Here is a 21,416-nt window from a genome sequence, read left to right as displayed (position 1 = left end):
TTATCCAAGGGCGACTTGGACGTCGTGGACACGACCGTCGTCGACAAACGGCACCTTTCCGCCAGTGAACTGCCTGCCGTCCATCACCAGCGCGCGTACACCTCGGCCTGTGCCCGCTGCGTTATCCACCTTGAGGCGATACGTGGCCGATCCGAGCCTGAAATCAAGTTCGTAACCGGGCCAGCTCTTGGGGATGCACGGATCGATCGACAGATGCTGCCCCTCGCGTCGAATGCCCAAAAGAGCTTCGAGCCCGACACGATAGAGCCAAGCGGCGGATCCTGTGTACCAGGTCCAGCCACCGCGTCCGGTATGCGGGGCTGCGCCGTAGACATCTGCGCTGACGACATAGGGTTCGACCATGTAGCGTTGGACGTCTTCTTCCGACAGGCCATGAGTAATCGGGTTGATCAAGTTCCAAAGCCAAAAGGCGCGGTCGCCGTCGCCGCGCAATGCGGTCGCGAGCACCACCCATGCTGCGGCATGCGTATACTGGCCTCCATTTTCCCGTATTCCGGGGACGTAACCTTTTATATAACCTGGCTGCAGCTTTCCCTTGTCGAATGGCGGATCAAACAATTGGATGAGCTTGTCGTCTGCGCGAACGAGCCGATCCCAGACCGCCGACATTGCCTTTGAAGCGCGCTCTTCGTTGGCAACGCCTGAGATGACCGCCCATGCCTGCGGAATGGCATCGATCTGACACTCGTCGTTCCGGGAGGAGCCAAGTGGAGTACCGTCATCGAAATAGGCGCGTCGATACCATCCTCCGTCCCATGCATTGGCCTCCAGGGCCATTCGCAACTGTTCGGCGCTTTCCCTGCACCATGACGCGTTTACGTCGTCATCGCGTTCATCTGCAATTTCGGAGAAGGCGTTCAGCACCGTCAGGAAGAACCATCCGTTCCAGACACTCTCACCCTTGCCGTCAGAGCCGACCCGATTCATTCCGTCGTTCCAGTCGCCTGTCCCCATGAGCGGTAACCCGTGGCGACCGAGACGGAACCCATGGTGTAATGCGCGAAGACAATGATCATAGACGGTGCCCACCTTCTCGCTGACGCCGGGCTCGCCGTATGCTTCGTGTTCATCATCGTTGAGCACCGGCGATGTGATGTACGGTACCACCTCGTCCAGCACACTGGCATCGCCCGTCGTCGAAACGTAGTGATGAGCCACGAGTGGGAGGAAGTAGAGATCGTCGGTCATCCGGGTGCGCACGCCCACACCCGATGGAGGATGCCACCAATGCTGGACGTCTCCCTCCCAGAACTGACGAGAGGACGCACGCAAAATCTGCAAACGTGTTTCGCTCGGAGCAGCGTATACCAGAGCCATCACGTCTTGGAGTTGATCACGAAAGCCGTAGGCGCCTCCGGACTGATAGAATGCCGAGCGTGCCCAAACACGACAGGAAAGGACCTGATACAGCAGCCAGTGGTTCATCATTAGATCGAAACGGTTATCAGGCGTCCTGACTGCTATCGTTTCAAGAATGTCGGCCCACTTACGCGATGCGATATCCAGATCATCTTGCGCCCGTCTCGGTCGACAATAATCCCCCATGAGAGCTCGAACCTGATCGAGACTGTCGCCCTGTCCAAGAACAAAGACGACCTGCGAACTTTCATTCGGCGCGATCAAGACTTCCACCGTCAATGCGGCGCACGGATCACAGGGCGAATGGAGATCGTCTTCCTGAGTTTGGTCCGCCAGCCATGCTGGTCGGGTTATCGAGCCGAGCGCGCCAAGGAACTGCGAGCGACTGCAGGTAGCCGAACGCATTGGTCTGTTCGCACCTGCAAATGCAAGTTTGTCGGAAAACCACCCCTCCCACGCATTTCTCGCGATAATTGCCCCGGAACGAGGATCGTGTTCGCACAGGACGTGCGTGATTGCGTCTTCACGCAGCGAGCCAAGCACCCATTCCACGTAGTATGTCGCCGTCAGTCGGCGTGGTCGATCGCCGCCGTTTCGAAGTTCAAGCCGAATGATCTTGACGGGATCCTTGGAGGAGACATGCACCGTCAATTCCTGATGCAGGGACCCAATGTCGCTCTCATAGCAGCTGTACCCTGGTCCATGCCGGACCGTAGCGGTTTCCCCGGCACCCAATGGCAATGGCGTCGGCGTCCAATACTCAGCGCTGTCCTCGTCACGCAAATAGATGACTTCGCCCGGCGGGTCTGAAATCGGATCGTTTGACCACGGCGTCAGGCGATTTAGCTGGCTGTTTCCTGCCCAGGTGTAGCCAAGGCCGCTCTCGCTGGTCAGGCAGCCGAATTCCGGGTTGGCGATCACATTGCACCACGGCATCGGCGTCTGTTTTTTCGCGCCATTCACGTGGATGACGTATTCGCGTCCGTCAGCGCTGAAGCCACCGAAACCATTCCAATGCTGCAGGTTCGTGTCCGCCTCGGTGAACCGCTGGATCGATGCGCGGCGGATTATGGGTGATGCTTCGTGCGATATCGCTATTCGCCGACCGCTCTTGAGTTGGTCGCCCAGAGAGCCATTGCCGCTCGAAAGACTGACACGTGCCGCGGCGGCGAGGGTGGTTGTTTCCATTTCTGAAAGTGTGGCCGCAGGCACGAGATGTATTCCACCTGGCTTTCCAAGGAACTCTGCCTGTGGTCCGGCGAGAGCCGCCGCCAGTTCTAGACACGCTTGCGCATCACGACCATCGACAAGAACAAGATTGAACCGGAGCCCTCGACGCGAAATGAATCTGTGCGCGCGCAGCACTTCGTCCAACAACGCGCCATCGCTGTTTTCCTCAAGCGTTACGACGACGATCGGCGGATCGCTATGAATTCCCCTGGACGTCAGCGCGGTTCTGCTCATCGGCTTCGCCAGAACGGCGCCCGACGGACGGGCAGACGGGTTGGCAAACACGATGTTGTTTATCAGACTGTAAGCGACATCTATCTCACCTTCGGTCACGTCCGGATCAACAGACGTTTGATCGAGGGCCACCCCGACTTGCAAAAATGCGTTTTCGGCTTCGCTGATACTCGAGTATCGCTCGGCGATTGCCATCGCCGTAGCGGCGCTATCGGCAGCACCGGTTGTGAATGCGACGCGTACGGTGCTGCCCGGTGGGACACGGACACGCCGTCTCAAACAGAAGATCGGATCCAGCACGGGTCCCGTCGTTCCTGAGAGTTGCGCTGCCTCGTCAGACAAAGCCAACGGGTTTGCCGTCGTGCGGCCTCTCCCCAAAAATCTTCGCCGATCTGTCTCGAATTTAAGAGGGCCGAGTGCTGTCGTACTCAGGGCGGAAACGTGGACTGCCCAGAGCGGCGCGTCTTCGGGACTACGCGGGCGACGGCGCGCAAATAATGCGCCGGTTTTGGCATCGAACCGGGTCTCAATGAAGAGCTTGGCAAATGCGGGGTGGGCCGAATCCGCGCGACGATTGTTCAGGCAGATTTCCGCGTAGCTGGTCAGTTCCAGGTCTCTGGGCTTGGTACCCTGATTAGTAACATCGAACAGTCTCACCTCCGCGTTGCTGTCGGGCGCCACGCAGACTGACCATGCAACGACGATGTCTCCGGCGCAGCATCGGAACTCAGCGCGATCGCCTCGAAAAGAGTGTTCGTAGGTATTCTCCAGGCGAAAAGCCGGTTGTTTGCCTGCGGAGAAGTAGCTCTTGTCCGTGAGATCGCGAACATAACAGAACTGTCCCCAACAATCGCGCGTCCCGTCCTCTCTCCAACGAGTGACGTCAATGTCCCGCCAGGATCCATAACCCGCACCCGCGGATGTCAGCAGGACGCTGTACGCGCCGTTGGAAAGCAACGCCACGGCACGGCCATCGATCGGAGTGCCGATAGCTGCCGATGAACTCTTTCCAGTGATCGAACCCATGCCGCTATTCTCGTTTCAAGATGCGTCGGGTATTGCAGTGTTCTATCGTGGTGCGGCAAAACTCTGCCGGAACTTCCGGTCATTTCGCCGGCCCATCATAGATTGTCTCCCTCAGTCGAGGTTTTCCGGGTCACGTCAGGTTGTGGCTGCGTGCCCCATTTCCATCCGACGATCGAGGGCATGTCGTCGCCATGCTCCTGAATGTACTCACGGTGCTCAATGAGCTTCGCCTGAATGGCCTGTTTAAAGTACGCGGCGCGTGCACCCAACTGAGGAAGTCTGTCGATGACATCGCCGACGAGGTGAAAGCGATCGAGCTCGTTGAGGACAACCATATCGAACGGGGTTGTCGTCGTTCCTTCCTCCTTGTATCCGCGCACATGCAGGTTTCCATGGTTGGCCCTCCTGTAGGTGAGCCGGTGGATCAGCCATGGATAGCCGTGGAAGGCGAAGATGATCGGCTTGTCTCTGGTAAAGAGCGCGTCGAAGTCCCCGTCTGACAAGCCGTGCGGGTGTTCTTCGGGAGGCTGAAGCTTCATCAAGTTCACGACGTTGACGACACGTATCTTCAACTCGGGCAGGTGCTCGCGCATCAATTGGACTGCCGCCAGCGTCTCGAGGGTAGGAACGTCACCGCAGCAGGCCATTACGACATCGGGCTCGCTTCCCCTGTCATTGCTGGCCCAGTCCCAGATGCTCACGCCCATGCTGCAATGCCTGACCGCCTCGGGCATCGTAAGCCATTGCGGTGAAGGCTGCTTTCCAGCAATCACGACGTTGACGTAGTTGCGGCTTCGCAGGCAGTGATCTGTCACCGACAGAAGCGTGTTGGCGTCCGGCGGAAGGTAGACCCGGATCACGTCGGCCTTCTTGTTCACGACGTGGTCGATGAAACCCGGATCCTGATGGCTGAAGCCGTTGTGGTCCTGTCGCCAGACATGAGAACTCAAAAAGTAGTTCAATGAAGCGATTGGCCTGCGCCAAGGGATCTCGTTGCAGATTTTAAGCCACTTGGCATGCTGGTTGAACATCGAGTCTATTATATGGATGAAGGCTTCATAGCAGGAGAAGAAGCCATGGCGGCCGGTGAGAAGGTAGCCTTCCAGCCACCCTTGGCACTGATGTTCGCTCAGGACCTCCATGACGCGACCGTCTGGCGACAAATGATCGTCGTCCTCATAAATCTCGGCCATGTAGCAGCGATCGGTCACCTCAAGCACGTCCTGCCATCGGTTCGAATTGTTTTCGTCCGGGCTGAACAGGCGGAAGTTCTGGCTGTCCATGTTGGCCTTCATGACGTCGCGGAGGAATTTGCCCATCACCCGCGCTGATTCAACGGTCGTCGCACCGGGGCTTGGAACATCCACGGCATAATCCCTGAAGGCAGGCAGCTTCAGGCTGCGAAGCCGCAGGCCGCCATTGGCATGCGGATTGTCACTCATTCGACGGTTGCCCGCCGGAGCCAACGCAGCGATTTCGGGCAGTAACCTGCCCGTTTCATCGAACAGATCCTCAGGATGGTAGTTCTTCATCCACTGTTCGAGAATGCGGATATGTTCTGGCTTATCCATCTCGCCCATCGGCACTTGGTGTGCCCGCCAGTAATCCTCGCATTTCTTGCCATCGATTTCTTTCGGACACGTCCATCCCTTCGGCGTGCGAAAGACGATCATTGGCCAGGCCGGGCGCTTTAGATTGCCGTTGGTGCGCGCATCAGCCCAGATGTGCTTGATCCTGGCCACGATGGTGTCGAGCGTGCCGGCCAGTTGTTGGTGGACGTTCTCCGGGCTATGGCCCTCAACGAAATAGGGTTCATAGCCCATTCCTTCGAAGAATTTTCGCAGTTCATCCTCGGGAATGCGAGCTAGAAAGCATGGGTTGGCGATCTTGTACCCGTTGAGGTGAAGGATCGGCAGGACGCAGCCATCGCGCGCCGGGTTGAGAAATTTGTTGCTCTGCCACCCCGTCGCCAACGGGCCGGTCTCCGCCTCGCCGTCGCCCACGACACAGGCAACGATCAGCTCCGGATTGTCGAATGCCGCCCCGTAAGCATGGCTAAGAGCGTACCCCAGTTCGCCGCCCTCGTGGATACTGCCCGGAGTTTCAGGTGCGACGTGACTTGGAATGCCACCGGGAAAGCTGAACTGCTTGAAGAGCCGTTGCATACCCTCCCTGTCCTGGCTGATATTCGGATAGAATTCGCTGTAGGTCCCTTCCAGATAGGCGTGCGCGACCAGGGACGGCCCCCCGTGGCCAGGGCCGATCACGTAGATCATGTCGAGATTATCGCGTTTGATCACCCGGTTCAGGTGGACGTAGAGCATGTTCAGGCCGGGAGAAGTTCCCCAGTGCCCGAGCAGGCGTGGTTTGATGTGCTCGCGTTTTAGCGGTTCTCGCAGGAGCGGATTGTCGAGCAAGTATATCTGGCCTACCGACAGGTAATTGGATGCCCGCCAGTAAGCGTCGATTAGTCGAAGATCTTCCGTTGAAAGAGGTGGGTTCGTTGGTTGATTTTTTCCGGTCATTTCCGTCTCATGCGAAGCCATCGAAGTCTCCCTATGAAGTCGGATTTATTGTCGCGAAGTCGTTTTTATGCAGACAGAGCCTGCTTCAAGCCCGATTGGAAACAGGCAGTGCCTCGGTCCGGCGAAAACGCCAAATGCATTTCGCCTGACGCATACGCAACGACGACGGCGCTGTCGTCAAAAGTCGGTGCGGATCGACGATCTCAGAAACCTCACCTTGTCGGTTTAGGTGAAATGATCGACGACCCCCTGGACGCCCTGAACGCTCTCGGCAACGATACGGGCAGCGCGCCTGCATTCGGGTATCGCAACGGCGCCAGACAGATGCACGATCCCGTTGGTTACTGCGATCTTGATGTCGAACGCTTCGAGGCCAGTGTTTTCCCGGAGCCGAACCATGACACTGCGCTGAATGGCTTCATCGCCTGAAGGTGTCCCATCCAGTTTGGCTGTGACGATCGCCTGCAGCAAATCGGCTCGGCTGACAATTCCGACAAGTTCGCCATGTCTGATGACGGGTATGCGCTTGACGCCGTGCTTTTGCATCAGCCTTGCGGCCTGCAGAAGTGACGCATCTTCGTCGATTGTCACTGGAGCAGGCGTCATTGCCTCCGCAACTCTCCAGGAGCTGCGCCTCACATACGCATTGGCTCTGTCTTCGGCGGGCGCTGCCAAATCCTCAGCGGAGGCAAACATTGCTCCACCCAGTTCCGTTCTGCGTATCAGGTCACCTTCGCTGATGATGCCGAGGAGATGCCCTTCCCCGTCAATGACCGGAATGCCGCTTATATGATGGCTCAACATGGTCATGGCAGCCTGTCTGACACTGTTGTCAGGCGACACGCTTACGATCGTCGATGTCATGACATCTTTGACGAGCATTTCGGTCCCAACTCTAAGTGACTGGCGCGCATCCGCGTCTATTGCGGCGACAAAGTAAACCCATTGCAGAAACGAGACAAGCCGCTCGACACGGCTTCCCGTTGGACGTGCGTTTGCGTTTGAAACGTCTGAGGCCTCTTCCGGCTGCGGGGCCGGCGTCTGCCTCTGCAACCATCCGAGCATGCCTATCATCGCCCAGATGCGTTTCAAACCTACGCACGTTGCGACGACGATCCCAAACCCTGTCAGACAGTGCCATTTTCAAGGATGTTCGTTGCCTTGTGGGAAAGTTCGAGCCGGGGGTGTCGTTATGGTTGCTCGCGCAAGCAACCATTGCAATCACTGCAAGTAGAATCTTCACGCTGCGACTGCAGGCGGATTCCACGATGCGGGAGAGCTTGTTGCTTGGCTGAACACGAGCACGCCAACGAGGTAAGTAAGTGCAAGGCTATGGAAGAAGACGAAGCGGAGGGTCGTCCCCTTCCTGTCCGTACATCTTGGTGGCGGTGGGCGCGACCACGGTGCTCTGGGCGTCGATCATTTTGCCCATCCGAGCTATTGGCGGACGCCGTTGGGCGAGGCGTCGGAGCCCGTCAGCGCGACACCGAGCGAGCTGACGAGCGCCCCCGAAGAACGAATAAAGGACCCCGGTCTTGGCAAAGGCCAGCCCGAGTGACGCGTCGGTTCCAGAGTATCGTGTGACAAACCCAAGCGCCAGCAGGTTCTGTTGTAAACTTCTTGGCTACGGATGAGAACCCAATCAAAGCAGCGCGCTGAAGCGAAGGTCAGCGGTTCGAAACCCTTCAAGAGCAGAGTTTCTATGGTCGGGCCCTTGCGGACGTGGTCAAGGGATGCTCCGCAACATGCGTTGAAAGTCTGGCATCCGCATTTCGACGCTGCCATGAATGAGCTTTATCAAGGGAGGTATCATAATGCAGAAGAACGCGCCGGATTTCAGCCTTGACGGCAAAGTGACGTTCGTGACGGGAGCGAGCCGTGGCATCGGTCGTGCTTGCGCAATTGCCTGTGCCGCAGCAGGGTCCGATATCGTGCTGGGCGTCCGCGACATCGCGGCGTCGGCTGGCCTGGTTGGCGAACTCGAGAGCGCCGGAGGCAAAGTCCTCCCGGTTGAGCTAGACATTCCCAATAAGGCGCATATCGCACAAGCAGTGGATGCGGCCCTTACAACGTTCGGTCGGATCGACGTCCTCATCAACAATGTCGGAGTGGCTCCGGGCAATCTCGCGGAACTCGTTGAGGAAAAGGACCTTGACCAGATACTCGATGTCAACATCAAGGGCACCTTTCTGATGACGCAGGCAATAGGTCGGCACATGATCGAGCGTAAAGAGGGCCGGATCATCAACATCAGCTCGCAGGCCGGTACAGTGGCACTGCGCGGCGAGGCGATCTATTGCATGAGCAAGGCGGCGATTAATCACCTGACGCGCTGCCTTGCAGCCGAGTGGGCGCGCTACAACGTAACGGTAAATACCGTATCGCCGACCTTCATCCACACCGATGGCACCGCACCTTTTCTATCCGATCCCGACAATCGCCAAGCGACGCTCGGTCACATTCCACTCGGCCGGATCGGTGAAACCGACGATGTAGTGGGTGCCGTGGTCTTCCTTGCGTCACCAGCTGCGAGCCTAATCACCGGCGCGAACCTGCTGGTGGACGGTGGATGGTCCGTCGCCTGAGGTGGGGAGTGGGGCTGTCCTCGACGACGGCCCTCACATTGCAAGCGACTTGCGGGAGGCACACGAACAATCGGGCTCACATGGGACATCGCACCGAAGGACTGCCTGGCGCGTTCAGTAGAAGTGTTGGATGAAACGCGGGTTCCCCAGAAGCGCTGTTGAGGGCGGTCGTTTCGAGCGCCTTCGTGCGGGACGCAAGGAACTGTTTGAGCCGGAGATTGCCCGCCATCACGGCCAGATTTTCAAGCTTATGGGCGACGGGATGCGCGCCAAATTTGGCAGCGTGGTGGACGCCGTGGAATGCGCCGTCTCGCTGCAGCGTGGGCTGGCGGAACGGAATGCCGCCGTCACCGAGGACCAGCGGATCCGGGTCAAGATCGGGAGTGATGTGGAGCTGGCGGCGGCGGACCGGCTGGCGCCAGGATCAGCGGGTGAGGCCCTGGCCTCGGTCGGATCGCTCTCTATGGCGCGCAGTTCATGCGCCGGCTGGTTCTCGTTTTCGACAGGCGCTGCCATGCCCGCGGCTGCTTGATGCGATACAGCATTTCTTCGAGTGTTGGTTCGAGGCTCGTGGGGTTCATGATGCGTTCCGGGCTCGAACCGACAAGAAAGGCGCGGCGGCTCGGACCGCCACGCCACAAAGACGCCGTGTCAGTGGCGCACGTTGAGCCGTTAAGCGGGATGAGTAGCCCTGAACCCTACCTGAAGCCGATTCCAAAGATTGATCGCACCGATGGCAAGAGACAACCAGGACCGCTCTTCTGCCGTAAATGCAGCCTCAATCAGCGCCCAATCATCGTCGGGAGCGCCAGTCTGCGCGAGGTTGGTCAGCGCTTCCGTCCAGGCGAGAGCAGCACGCTCGCGCGGGGAGTAAAGCGTTGCCTCACGCCACCCCGTCAGCAAATAGAGGCGCATGGGCTCTTCCCCGTCTTTGAGGGCTTCTGTGGTGTGCAGATGAATGCAGAACACACACGAATTGATTTGTGATGCGCGCAACTTGACAAGGTGTAGCAGTTTCGGCTCCAGCGGACCGTTTTTGAGAGCGCCCTCAAGCGCGAAGAGGTGTTTGACGCCTGGTTCCGCAAGTTTGAAGTAGTCGTTTTGACGAGGTTGCATGGTCTCTTTCCTTCTCGTTGATCAGTATCGACTGTGAGATGCATCGAATGTGCAGTTGCGAGCTCGCACGTGACGAACTTGGGAAGCAGGCCGTCGTCCCATGGGGGTGATCCGCTTCGCGATATTCGCCGCGATCACTCCACTGGAATAACAGCGGGCGTGTCCTTCTTCTTGAGCAGGACTACGATGAACTTGGCCGGGCTCGTCTTGCTCGCGTTCCGGCTGACCAGGTGAATATCGGAGGGGCCCTCGTAGTAGGTTTCTCCAGGAGCAACGGTGACTTCTTCGCCGCCCTTAACCTGCATGACGATCGAGCCCTCCAGCACGTACACGAATGCGTGGGCTTCGTGTCGGTGGACGGGTGAGGAGCCGCCTGGCTGATACTCTACGGACAGCATCAGTCCCTCTTTTCCCGGATAGTCTTGCAAATCCTTGGACATCAATGGCGTGACCTTTGCGCCGTCTTCAGCCGCGACTGGCAAGATCCCGAAGCCGATAATGGCCGAAACGAGCATGGTGCGTAGGATGGACTTCATTTTGGTCTCCTTGGTGGTTCTGGCGACCGCGGCACAAAAAAAGAGATCGCCTGGGAAAGGCCGCAAGAGATCGGGACGGTATTGCGCTGCAATGCGTAATCAGATCACGCGCAACGGGCGATCGCCCCAGGGCGCTGTTCTCACGATGTTTGCTCTCGACGAAGGGGTAGGTGGTCCTAGACCTTCCGCCAGTTTGCCCTACGACGTCGACTCATAAACTTTGGCACCATATTCTTGTTGCGACGAGCTTTACGGCGGCGAGGTAGTTTTCCGGGCGCTTGTCATATCGGGTTGCGATGCCTCGGAACTGCTTGATCCTGTTGAAGAACCGTTCCACGAGATTGCGTTGCCGATAGACCCAGCGCGAAAACACGAAAGAGCCCTTGCGATTACTCTTCGGCGGGATGTTGGCCCAGGCCTTTCGCTCGGCGGCCTTGGCCCGAATCGCATTCGTGTCATAACCCTTGTCGGCCAGCAGGATGTCCCCCTCGCCAAGCTCATCCGTCAGCGCGTCGGCTTCGGCACAATCGGCGATCTGTCCACCAGTCAGACGCAGATTGACGGGGCGACCTTCGGCATCGACGAGCGCGTGGATTTTGCTCGTAAGCCCGCCGCGGGAACGTCCCATGCCACCATCGTCTCCATCCCCTTTTTTCCCGTGGCCGCGTGCTGGTGAACGCGGACACAGGTCGAGTCGATCATGACGATGTCGCCATCGTAGGCCTTGGACACCGCTTCAAGAAGCCGATCCCATACCCCGGCTTTGCGCCAGCGGACGAAGCGGTTGTAACAGGTCGTCGGCGGGCCATAGCGTTCCGGAACTTCCGCCCAAGGCGAGCCCGTTCGAAACCGCCAGAGGATGCCATTCAATACCCGCCGATCATCAACGCGGGCAACACCGCGTGGCTTGTTGGGCAACAACGGCGATATGATCGACCATTCGTGGTCAGTCAGTTCGTAGCGACGACGCGTCATCAAATGCTTCCCTATTTCGAAGCCTTGAATCACGGCGGCCGATAAATGCCAAGAAATTTTATGAGTTTACGCTGTAGCAATCCAACTAGCCGATACGAACCGTACGCAGTTCGGTAGCGAAGGCCACCAATGCTGCCTATGCATATGAACTTGAAGATCAATTTCTTCCGCATTCCTGGGATCTTGTGGCAAATGTCTTGAGACGTTGACCGCGTTTAATTGCGGCCCTGCGCATCGGCCGTCGACGGGCGAGGGAATGCGCTAAAAGCGGACGATTTCGATCGAAGCTGCGATGCCTTCGGCCAACAGATCATGTCGGCTGGCCAGATCCTGATCGTGGCGTTGGCCAGCCGGAGGCAATCTATCAGAGTCCTACCATCGGAGTTTGAGGAATTATGTAGCTAATGCCACCAACGATTGCTTCTTGCCATAAGCTGCCGTTCGCGGCCTCCGCCGCCTCAGATGGGGGAACCGCCGACGGCTGATGCTGACCCGGAGGAGTTCATGTTAAAAAGGGCATGATATCTACGCCGTCACCTGGAAACACGGTGATGTGCGGGTGGTCTTTGAACAGCCGTGCCGCAGCGTCGATGGTTTCCGCTTCGACGACAAGGTAACCGCAGAAGGGGTTCACGGCGTTGGCGACACCGTCCTTCGTTATACGCGTCGTCTTGCCGACCATGCCACCACGATCAAGGATGGATGCGGCGTTTCTGTTCTCCCACGCGGCCCACTGTTCTATGCCGACGGCGTCGATCGCGTCCTGCTCGGCTTTGGGCAGCCTCCGAAAGGAGGCGAGGTCTTCGGGCTTCATGGTGTAAACGGCAAGAAAACGGGGCATTGGCGCTCTCTCCACGTGCTCGACGGTTTGCCAGATTACACTCTACGCGTCGGAAATCACCCGTGCCGGCCCCATAAATCTTGCGAGGCATAGGACGACCGCTTGTGTGATGGGTTTCGGATGCTGGCGCTCCACGCGTTGGCCTGGCTCGGGCCGGCGTCCGAAAGCCTCCAGTGAAAGAACCCGCGGGATGGAAAGCGCGGTTGCCGGTCTATGGGGATTTGTCGTTTTCGTTGGGTGGTGTTCGGCCGAAGTGCGGCTGAGGGGTGGTAATGATCATGGTGAGGTCGGAGCGAACTTCGCCGGTGCCGCGCATGCTGCGGCCTGGTGGTTCCAGCGAGGTCGATTTGGTGTGTTTAGTTGCGACGTTCGACGCGGGCGGACGAAGTTATCCTTCCGGGGACGACGAGGTTCCTGGGCAGGAATGGTGCGTGACGGGCGGGTCGCGGTCATGGCGTTTGGGGCCTTGTTGTTGAGGCGGCGGATGGCGGTGCTTGGGCGTGGTTGTCGCGCTCGAAGGTCTCGATGATGATCATGCGCCCGCCGCAGCACGGACAGGGCGGCCGCCAGTCTGGTGGGGCAGCAGTATCGGCATCATCGGATCGGCCGATTTCAGGCTGGGGCGCGGCGAGAAGCACGCGGGCGCGGGCGACATTTGCCGCGCGGCCGGCGCTGGCAAGCAGTCCATAGTGTCGGATGCGATGGAAGCCCATGGGCAGCACGTGAAGCAGGAAGCGGCGAATGAATTCATCTGGATCGAGCGTCATGGCCCGATAACGCTCGTCACCGCTGCGACGGTAGTCCTTGTAGCGGAACGTCACACCAGAGCCATCGAGCGCGATCAGCCGGCTGTTGGAGATGGCGACGCGATGGGTGTAGCGCGACAGATACGCCAGAACGGCCTCGGGTCCGGCGAAGGGTGGCTTGGCGTAGACGAACCAGTTCTTTTTTCTGAGCGGCACCAGGAATTTAACAAAGGAGCTGCGCTCGCTTAAGCTCGCATGATCGCCGAAGAACTTCAGCTGGCCGGCGGCATGGGCCTCAGTGAGCTTCGCCAGGAAGAGGCGGCGGAACAGCCTTGAGAGCACGCGCACGGGCAGGAGGAAGCCGGGCCGGCAGGACACCCATCGCTCACCATCGAGCGCGATGCCGCCGCCGGGCACGATCATGTGGACATGCGGATGATGGGTCATCGCCGAGCCCCACGTATGCAGCACGGCGGTGATGCCGATGTGGGCGCCCAGGTGCTTGGGATCGGCCGCGATGGTGAGCATGGCCTGCGCGGCGGCATGGAACAGGAGACCATAAATGACCGCCTTGTTGTGAAAGGCGATGTCGGCGATCTCGACCGGCAGTGTGAAGACGACATGGAAGTAGCCGACGGGCAGCAGATCGGCCTGGCGCGCGGCGAGCCATTCCCTTGCCGCCGCATCCTGGCACTTGGGGCAGTGCCGATTGCGGCAACTGTTGTAGGCGATGCGGCTATGGCCGCAGTCCTCGCATGCCTCGACGTGACCGCCGAGGGCTGCGGTGCGGCAGTTCTCGATCGCCGCCATCACCTTCAACTGGCCGAGGCTCAAGTGACCGGCATGGGCCGTGCGCCAGGCGGCGCCATGGCGGTGGAAGATATCGGCGACCTCTAGTAACGGGCGGCTCACCGCCACGCGTCACGCGTCCGGTCTGGTCTCGTTCTCTGTCAGAAGTCTGATCCGGTCGAGCGGGCTCATCACGGCGCGGATGGTCTTGGTGGCGACGCGGGCATAGAGCGCGGTCGTATCAAGTTTGGCATGGCCGAGCAGGACCTGGATGACGCGGATGTCGACGTCCTGCTCCAGCAGATGCGTGGCGAAGCTGTGGCGCAGCGTGTGCGGCGTCACCCGCTTCTTGATCTTGGCGGCTTGCGCGGCGGTATGGACGACGCGGTTCATCTGCCGCGTGGAGAGTGGCGTGATCGGGTTGCGGCCCGGAAACAGCCAGCCCTGCGGCAGCATTACGCCGCGGCGCTTGCCTTCGCGCCACCAAGCCCGCAGCAACTCGAGCAGTTGCGGCGACAGCATGGCGTGGCGATCCTTGCGCCCCTTGCCCTGTTCGACGCGGATCAGCATGCGTGTCGAGTCGATATCGGTCACCTTGAGCGCCACGATCTCCGACACCCGCAATCCGGCGCCATAGGCCGTGCCGAGGGCAGCCTTGTACTTCGGCCCCGGTGCGGCGTCGAGCAGCCGTACTACCTCCGCGACGCTCAGCACCAGCGGCAGCTTGCGCGGCTGATGGATCAGGGTCAGGCGGCGAGACAGATCGGGCCGGTCGATCGTCACGGTGAAGAAGAAGCGCAGCGCCGAGACCGAACTGTTGATGCTCGGCGGATGCATGCCCATCTGGGTTTGGTGCAACTGGAACCGGCGCAGATCTTCAGCCGTCGCCGTGTCCGGGGAACGGCCGATGAAGGTGGCAAGTGCCTTCACGCAACGGATATAGTCACGGCGCGTGTCCTCGGTGAAGCCGCGCATGGACATGTCTTCGATCATGCGCTCACGAAGCGCGCTGCCGGACGGATGTGAATGGGGGACGGTCATCGGATGCTCCTCTCAAGCTGAAGGTTGACCCCTTCATGCTCGGAGGTCTTCGTCCGCCCGTCACCTCTGATCGATCAAAGCCTCACCGATGCCTTCAACGAGGCACACGCCTCAGCCCGCGCCCCTCCCGCGCGAGCGGGTTCGTTCTATGGCGCAAAGCGGCCAACGGATGCGAGCCGCAGCCATAGGGGCTGCGCACAAACCCGTCACCAGCCAGAAGCCGACGCCGTCGCGCAAGAAGGTACCAATGAGCGTCGCTACCCGCAGGACGGCGAGGGCATTCTGACACAGCAGCGCGCAGGCGCGCGGGGTGGCCTCATCCGAGGCCATGGCCATCAGCTCCAGTCGTTTTTCGGCGTCGCCTTCGAGCGGTGCAGGTCATACCAGGCGACCAGCTCTGCCTGCGACATGATGCGCTCCTGTTTTGCGTGATTGAGACGTGTCACGTGGCGGAGTCTATGTTGACGGATGTTGGCGGTCGATCGGATCAAGGGAGAGGGAAGGCTACACCCGAGGATAGGACAGCCTGTACTTGAGTGGACCGAAGCGAGGATTTGTTGGTCACGAGGCCCTTCCTCGTCGAGCACGAACTGAAACGTCTGGGCGGCCATTATGAAAAAGCTGGCGAATGGGCCGATTTTACCGTCATGGACGATCGGCTGGTTATCGGCCAGAACCCGGCTTCGTCCGGCTGTGCTACCATGACGCTGCTGACGTTTCTGCAGGCCTAGTTGCGGTCCGGCGCGCGCCACCGGGGCCGCGCCGGCGCCCACGTGCCAAGCCTGTCCGCCGGCCAATCGGATCATAACGCTGGTCGAGATCGTCGAAGACGGCCCCGTGAAGCAGTCAGACGACAGGATGTCGTCTGCTGTGTCGCGCTTGCGCTGAAAGAGTTCAAGCGAGCCGACCGCCATCCTTCGTGCCGGCGCGCTGAACGCTCCTCGTATTCGAGCCGGGCGCTGGGCGCGCGTCCTAAATTGACGGATATACGACATTTGAGACGGGCAGGCTTCGTCTTAACATCAGGGCTGGAAATTCAACCTGATGGAGATTGTCATGACTGGGAATTCGAAGGATACCGCACTGATTACCGGCGCTTCTTCTGGTATCGGCGCGATTTACGCCGATCGGCTGGCGCGCCGGGGCTATGACCTGATCCTCGTGGCCCGCAACAAGGCGCGTCTCAATGCGCTCGCCAAGCGGCTCACCGACGAGACAGGTCGCGCTGTCGAAGTGATCGGAGCGGACCTCGGCAACAAGGACGATCTCGGTCGCGTAGAGCAAGTGCTACATACCGATGCCAGCATAACCACGCTGGTCAACAATGCCGGCGTCGGTGCGACCGCCCCGCTGTTGGCGTCCGATATCGACAAGATGGAAGAGCTAATCACGCTGAACGTCAATGCGCTGACGCGGTTGACCTATGCTGCGGTGCCCGGCTTCGTGAAGCGTGGCACCGGCGCGATCATCAACATCGCCTCGATCGTCGGTATCGCACCGGAGCTGCTGAATGGTGTGTATGGCGGGAGCAAAGCCTTCGTGCTGGCCTTCACCCTGTCGCTCCAGAAGGAGCTTGCCGACAACAATATCCGCGTCCAGGCCGTTCTTCCGGGTGCCACGGCGACCGATTTCTGGGGCATCGCCGGGACGCCCCTGGAACATGTGCCGACCGAGATCGTCATGTCCGCCGAGGATATGGTGGATGCCTCGCTTGCAGGCTTTGACCTCGGCGAGTTGGTCACCATTCCGGCGCTTCCGGACGCACGCGACTGGGAGGCTTACGAAGCGGCGCGGCAAAAGCTCATGCCGAACCTTTCGCTCAGCGCGCCTGCTGTTCGATATCGAGCCGCAGGGTAATTCCGGTCTTCAGCGACCCACTGAAATGCACGCCTATGTCGGCGGCGTCTCGCCGATCCTCGAAACAAGAGAATGATCATGTCGAGATCCTATTCGATAATTGGCAAGCGCAATCGCCTTGCCGCCTATGCACTCGCTGGAACGATCGCAATTTTTCTTCCCGCGGTCGTGGCTCACGCCGAAACGAGTTCTTCTGCGCGCAGCGGCATCCAGGTTGCGCAGGCTTCCGTAAACGGTGCGTCCGATGCCCAGCCGGCTGTCGACGAAACCATTCGTCCATTCCAGTTCCGTGCAGCCGACGAGGCCCTTGCCGATCTCAAGCGGCGCATCGTCGCAACCAAGTGGCCCGATCAGGAGCTGGTCACGGACGATACTCAGGGCGTGCGACTGGCCACGATGCGGAAGCTTGCCGACTATTGGGCCAACCAGCACGACTGGCGAAAGGTGGAGGCGAGGTTGAACGCCTTGCCTCAGTTCGTGACGAGCATCGACGGCGTCGATATCCACTTCATTCAGGTGAAGTCGAAGCACCCGAACGCGCTGCCGGTTATCATTACACATGGTTGGCCCGGCTCGATCATCGAGCAGCTGAAGATCATCGATCCGTTGACCAATCCGACAGCGCACGGCGGTACCGCAGCCGATGCGTTTGATGTCATAATTCCATCAATCCCCGGGTACGGCTTTTCCGGCAAGCCCACCGAGCTCGGCTGGGATCCGCAGCGTATCGCACGGGCCTGGGCCGTTCTGATGGACCGCCTGGGTTACAAGAAATATGTCGCGCAGGGCGGCGACTGGGGTGACGCAGTTAACGAGCAGATGGCGCTACAGAAGCCTGAAGGGCTGCTTGGCATCCACACCAACATGCCCGGCACGCTTCCCGATAACATTTCCGCGGCGCTGGCCGGCGGTCCGCAGCCGACGGGCCTGACGGCCGACGAGGAGTACGCGTGGAAGCAGCTCGATTTCTTCTACAAGCATCGTGTCGGCTACGCGTTGGAAATGGGAGCCCGGCCACAGACACTCTACGGCCTGGACGATTCACCCATCGCCCTTACCGCATGGATGATTGATCATGATCCGGAGAGCCAGAAGCTGATCGGCCGCGTCTTTGACGGGGCTAGTGAAGGGCTGACGCGCGATGACATCCTCGACAACATCACGCTCTACTGGCTGACGAACACGGGGCTGTCTTCGGGCCGTCTCTTCTGGGAAAGCAAGCTCGCTTTCTTCGCGCCCAAGGGCGTGACCATCCCGGTCGCGGTGAGTGCTTTTCCTGACGAAATCTACACCGCCCCCCGCAGTTGGACTGAGAAAGCCTTTCCGAAGCTGATCCACTACAATCGTCTGCCTAAGGGCGGGCACTTTGCGGCCTGGGAACAGCCGGAAGTCTTCACTGAAGAGTTGCGAGTCTCCTTCAGGTCGCTGCGTTAGTCGATTTGAGAAAGAAGGGGCGCCATTGGCGCGCCGCCTTCCCAGCCACAAGGAAAAAGCCATGACCATTGCAACCAAAACCCTCAAACTGCAAACGGTCGACCTGAAACTTGAGGTCGTTGTTATCCCTGTTTCGGACGTTGACCGCGCAAAACGCTTTTATGACGGCCTGGGTTGGAGGCTCGACGCCGACTTCGCGGTCGGTGACACATTCCGGGTCGTACAGTTCACACCGCCGGGATCACCGAGCTCGATCCACTTCGGCACAGGGCTGACGTCGGCGGCACCCGGATCGGCACGCGGGCTGTATCTCGTCGTCTCGGATATCGAAGCTGCCCGCGCCGAACTCATCGGTCGCGGCGCCGACGTGAGCGAGATCATCCACCGCGCCGGTCCTGGGCAGCCGCCAATCAGCGGCAGGGATCCGGAACGGCGCAGCTACCGCTCCTCCGCCTCGTTCGCCGATCCGGACGGCAACGGCTGGCTGCTCCAGGAGGTCACCGAACGATTGCCTGGACGCGTCGACACGGACATCACGACATTCACCTCGTCGAGCGAACTCGCAGGCGCGCTACGGCGCGCGGCAGCCGCCCACGGCGAGCACGAAAAGCGAACCGGCGGCAAGCATGATGAGAACTGGCCGGACTGGTACGCCGACTACATCGTACAGGAGCAGGCCGGCAAGCCGCTACCGTTGTAACCCTCCGCGAGGCCGTATTCGGGTACGCAATCCACCGAAAACCGGATTGCGTACCCGTCTGCATCTTGTCGCAGGGCGTCTACGACTACGATGAGGCGGACGGCATCCGGTTCCCGACGAGGCGCCGTGCCTTCTTGCGGGGCACGGATGATAGCGTCGTCGAAGATCCGCTGCTGGCGTCCGTCAATGTATGCAACATCCACTTCGCGTGCGGACGAGGGCGCTTCTTGCGATGGCGCAAATGTGATATAAGCGGCGGTTTCAGACAAAAGGTGGTGTGCCATGCACAAGATCGGTTACGTCGTGTTTCCAGGATTCCAGCTCCTCGGTTTTGCAGCGGTCACTGCCTTCGAGATGGCCAACATTCAGCTTGGAGAGCCGGCTTACGAGATAACGTTGCTTTCCGAAGCCGGCGGAGAGATCAAGTCGTCGGCTGGGTTTGGTGTCATCACGAAAGCCTTCGACGATACGACCTACGACACCGTGATGTTTGGAGCCGGCACGACGATCGAGCCGATGACACCGGGCCTTATCGAGTTCGCGCGCCATTCCCTGCAAACTGCGCGTCGGCTGGCTGGCCCCTGTACCGCCGCCTTCATTCTTGCAGAATCCGGGCTGCTGAATGGGCGCCGTGCGACGACGCATTGGCTTTTTGCGCGCCAGCTCCGGGAGCGGTTCCCGGCCGTCAAGGTCGAGGAGGATCGCATCTTCATCGTCGATGGCTCCGTATGGACGTCGGCGGGAATGACGGCAAGCATCGACCTGGCTCTCGCCATGGTCGAGAAGGACCATGGTCAGGACGTTGCTCGCTCGGTCGCACGCAAGCTCGTGGTCTACCACCGCAGGGCCGGCGGCCAATCGCAGTTCTCGGCGTTGCTCGAACTGGACCCGAAGTCGGACCGGATCCAGAAATCGGTCAACTATGCCAAGGCCAATCTGCGCAGCGTTCTGTCGGTGGACGAACTGGCGGATGCGGCGGGCTTGAGCGCGCGCCAGTTCAGCCGCGCCTTCCGGTCAGAGACGGGGCAGTCGCCGGCCAAGGCGGTGGAGAACCTGCGCGTCGAGGCGGCGCGGCTGCTGATGGAACAAGGCCGCCACTCCATGGATGTGATCGCGGAGGAAACCGGCTTCGCCGATAGCGATCGCATGCGCCGGGCTTTTCTGCGGGCACTCGGACAGCCGCCCCAGACTATCCGGCGCAACGCCCGCGACAGTGAACTGGCACCCTGAATCGGGAGAACGAGGGTGTCGCGGCACAGAAGAACTGTGCACTGCTGGAGATGGTGATCGAGTTGTCGTGTGATTCCCTAATCTTGGGGTTCATGGACTCTGCTGGCAGGCATAGCGAGGTCGGCGGTTCGAAACCCTTCAAGGCAAGGGTTCACAGCTGGCTTTCCGAAGGGCGGCCGGCCCATCGGCCCGCCCCTTTTCGTCTGGAATGGGTGGGTGCGCCAAGAGCGGACAGGTGCTGAATCTGAGCTAGCATCCCTGTATTGCGAGCTCGCTGAACGGGCGTAGTATGATCGTGCACTGGGCTTCCGATCGCGATGAAACCGCAATGCGCGCTTCTTGTCTGCTTTGGCCTTCTGGGGGGCAGCACGCCCGCTCAGCTTTCTCAATTTGACGTTGATCTTGAGTTGGTTCTTGCCGTCGATGTCTCCTACTCAATGGAGATCGACGAACAGCGTGCGCAACGTCAAGGCTATGTGAATGCATTTCTCCAGCCCGAACTCGTCAATGCAATAGAGGACGGGCCTATCGGCAAAATCGCCGTGACATACGTTGAGTGGGGTGGCTCTGCTGTCCAGATCATGCCTTGGACGCTGATCGATGGCCCCAGCACTGCGGGCCAATTCGCCGATGCTCTGCGCCAGCAACCGATGAGGAGGATATCGTTCACCTCGATTTCCAACACGCTGGCGTTTTCACGAAACCTCTTCTTAGCTAGCCCGTTCCAGGGAATGCGACGCGTGGTCGACATATCGGGAGATGGGCCGAACAACTCCGGTGTGCCGGTACCCGTTGCCCGTAATTCGACTGTCGCCCAAGGCATCGTGATCGATGGACTGCCCATCATGTTGACGCGTCAGGATTCCGCATCGATTCCGGACCTCGACGCTTATTATGAGAATTGTGTCATCGGTGGAGATGGGGCCTTTCTGTTGAAAGTCTCAGATCCTGGCGATTTTGCGGAGGCTATTCTGAGCAAGCTCATTGTCGAGATACTTGGACCGAACGTGAGCGACCTGAAGCGGTTCGAGCCACTGTTGCAACGCGTCGACGACCGAGCAGACTACAATTGCTTTGTGGGCGAAGAAATGCAGGAGCGTCGCATTGGGCAATAGTTCAATGCGCTTTGCGTTCACGCTGAACCGCGACCTGCGGGCTTTGAGAGGCTGAC

General features: G+C 59.7%; 14 protein-coding genes and 4 pseudogenes. 8 read left to right on the top strand and 10 right to left on the bottom strand.

Translation table 11 applies throughout. From position 1 onward, the window contains the following. From J3R84_RS27975 to J3R84_RS39110, 4 genes and pseudogenes are all read right to left on the bottom strand, one after another. Entirely contained in the window at positions 1-3,870 is a 3,870-nt protein-coding gene (locus tag J3R84_RS27975; protein ID WP_203530097.1) for a GH36-type glycosyl hydrolase domain-containing protein, read from the bottom strand. Between the two features lie 95 nt (positions 3,871-3,965). Further along, entirely contained in the window at positions 3,966-6,416 is a 2,451-nt protein-coding gene (locus tag J3R84_RS27970; RefSeq protein ID WP_082571840.1) for a phosphoketolase family protein, read from the bottom strand. A 204-nt stretch (positions 6,417-6,620) separates the two neighbouring features. After that, positions 6,621-7,277: a CBS domain-containing protein gene (locus tag J3R84_RS27965; RefSeq protein ID WP_203530096.1), complete on the bottom strand. Its 657-nt coding sequence runs from the start codon at positions 7,275-7,277 to the stop codon at positions 6,621-6,623. Between the two features lie 357 nt (positions 7,278-7,634). Further along, a pseudogene (locus J3R84_RS39110) lies at positions 7,635-7,998 on the bottom strand (L-lactate permease); the annotation flags it as partial. 211 nt (positions 7,999-8,209) lie between these two features. Between J3R84_RS39110 and J3R84_RS27960 the strand changes: the two are divergent. Together J3R84_RS27960 and J3R84_RS27955 are read left to right on the top strand one after the other, a co-directional pair. Next, positions 8,210-8,980, top strand: a complete 771-nt coding sequence (locus J3R84_RS27960) for an SDR family NAD(P)-dependent oxidoreductase (RefSeq protein WP_025428221.1) — start codon at positions 8,210-8,212, stop codon at positions 8,978-8,980. 130 nt (positions 8,981-9,110) lie between these two features. After that, positions 9,111-9,404 (top strand): annotated as a pseudogene (locus tag J3R84_RS27955) (adenylate/guanylate cyclase domain-containing protein); the annotation flags it as partial. A 248-nt stretch (positions 9,405-9,652) separates the two neighbouring features. Here the strand turns inward: J3R84_RS27955 and J3R84_RS27950 are convergent. From J3R84_RS27950 to J3R84_RS27925, 6 genes and pseudogenes are all read right to left on the bottom strand, one after another. Then, positions 9,653-10,096 (bottom strand): carboxymuconolactone decarboxylase family protein, encoded by a 444-nt coding sequence (locus J3R84_RS27950; RefSeq protein WP_025428223.1) that lies wholly within the window; start codon positions 10,094-10,096, stop codon positions 9,653-9,655. Between the two features lie 134 nt (positions 10,097-10,230). Further along, on the bottom strand, positions 10,231-10,632 hold the full coding sequence (locus J3R84_RS27945) for a cupin domain-containing protein (protein ID WP_057225106.1): 402 nt from the start codon (positions 10,630-10,632) through the stop codon (positions 10,231-10,233). Between the two features lie 211 nt (positions 10,633-10,843). Continuing rightward, positions 10,844-11,607 (bottom strand): annotated as a pseudogene (locus tag J3R84_RS27940) (IS5 family transposase). A gap of 502 nt (positions 11,608-12,109) precedes the next feature. After that, complete coding sequence (locus tag J3R84_RS27935) at positions 12,110-12,448, bottom strand: hypothetical protein (RefSeq protein WP_025428225.1); 339 nt, start codon at positions 12,446-12,448, stop codon at positions 12,110-12,112. A gap of 449 nt (positions 12,449-12,897) precedes the next feature. After that, positions 12,898-14,106, bottom strand: coding sequence for an IS91 family transposase (locus J3R84_RS27930; protein WP_207932869.1), 1,209 nt, complete (start codon positions 14,104-14,106; stop codon positions 12,898-12,900). 9 nt (positions 14,107-14,115) lie between these two features. Further along, the gene (locus J3R84_RS27925; RefSeq protein WP_207932863.1) at positions 14,116-15,024 is read right to left on the bottom strand and encodes a tyrosine-type recombinase/integrase; all 909 of its coding nucleotides are present in this window, start codon (positions 15,022-15,024) and stop codon (positions 14,116-14,118) included. Between the two features lie 569 nt (positions 15,025-15,593). On the opposite strand from J3R84_RS27925, the pseudogene J3R84_RS27920 reads away from it, so the two are divergent. From J3R84_RS27920 to J3R84_RS27895, 6 genes and pseudogenes are all read left to right on the top strand, one after another. Next, positions 15,594-15,755: pseudogene (locus J3R84_RS27920) on the top strand (type 1 glutamine amidotransferase domain-containing protein); the annotation flags it as partial. A 325-nt stretch (positions 15,756-16,080) separates the two neighbouring features. Beyond that, complete coding sequence (locus J3R84_RS27915) at positions 16,081-16,881, top strand: SDR family NAD(P)-dependent oxidoreductase (protein ID WP_057220741.1); 801 nt, start codon at positions 16,081-16,083, stop codon at positions 16,879-16,881. 78 nt (positions 16,882-16,959) lie between these two features. Then, on the top strand, positions 16,960-18,315 hold the full coding sequence (locus J3R84_RS27910; protein ID WP_207207666.1) for an epoxide hydrolase family protein: 1,356 nt from the start codon (positions 16,960-16,962) through the stop codon (positions 18,313-18,315). Positions 18,316-18,376: 61 nt separating this feature from the next. Beyond that, the gene (locus J3R84_RS27905) at positions 18,377-19,015 is read left to right on the top strand and encodes a VOC family protein (protein WP_025428230.1); all 639 of its coding nucleotides are present in this window, start codon (positions 18,377-18,379) and stop codon (positions 19,013-19,015) included. A gap of 282 nt (positions 19,016-19,297) precedes the next feature. Then, on the top strand, positions 19,298-20,245 hold the full coding sequence (locus J3R84_RS27900) for a GlxA family transcriptional regulator (protein WP_203529003.1): 948 nt from the start codon (positions 19,298-19,300) through the stop codon (positions 20,243-20,245). A 317-nt stretch (positions 20,246-20,562) separates the two neighbouring features. Next, complete coding sequence (locus J3R84_RS27895) at positions 20,563-21,360, top strand: DUF1194 domain-containing protein (RefSeq protein ID WP_057225096.1); 798 nt, start codon at positions 20,563-20,565, stop codon at positions 21,358-21,360. Positions 21,361-21,416 lie beyond the last annotated feature (56 nt).

The sequence above is a fragment of the Ensifer canadensis genome (assembly GCF_017488845.2).
GTDB lineage: Bacteria > Pseudomonadota > Alphaproteobacteria > Rhizobiales > Rhizobiaceae > Ensifer > Ensifer canadensis.
This window is presented reverse-complemented; position numbering and strand designations above follow the sequence as displayed.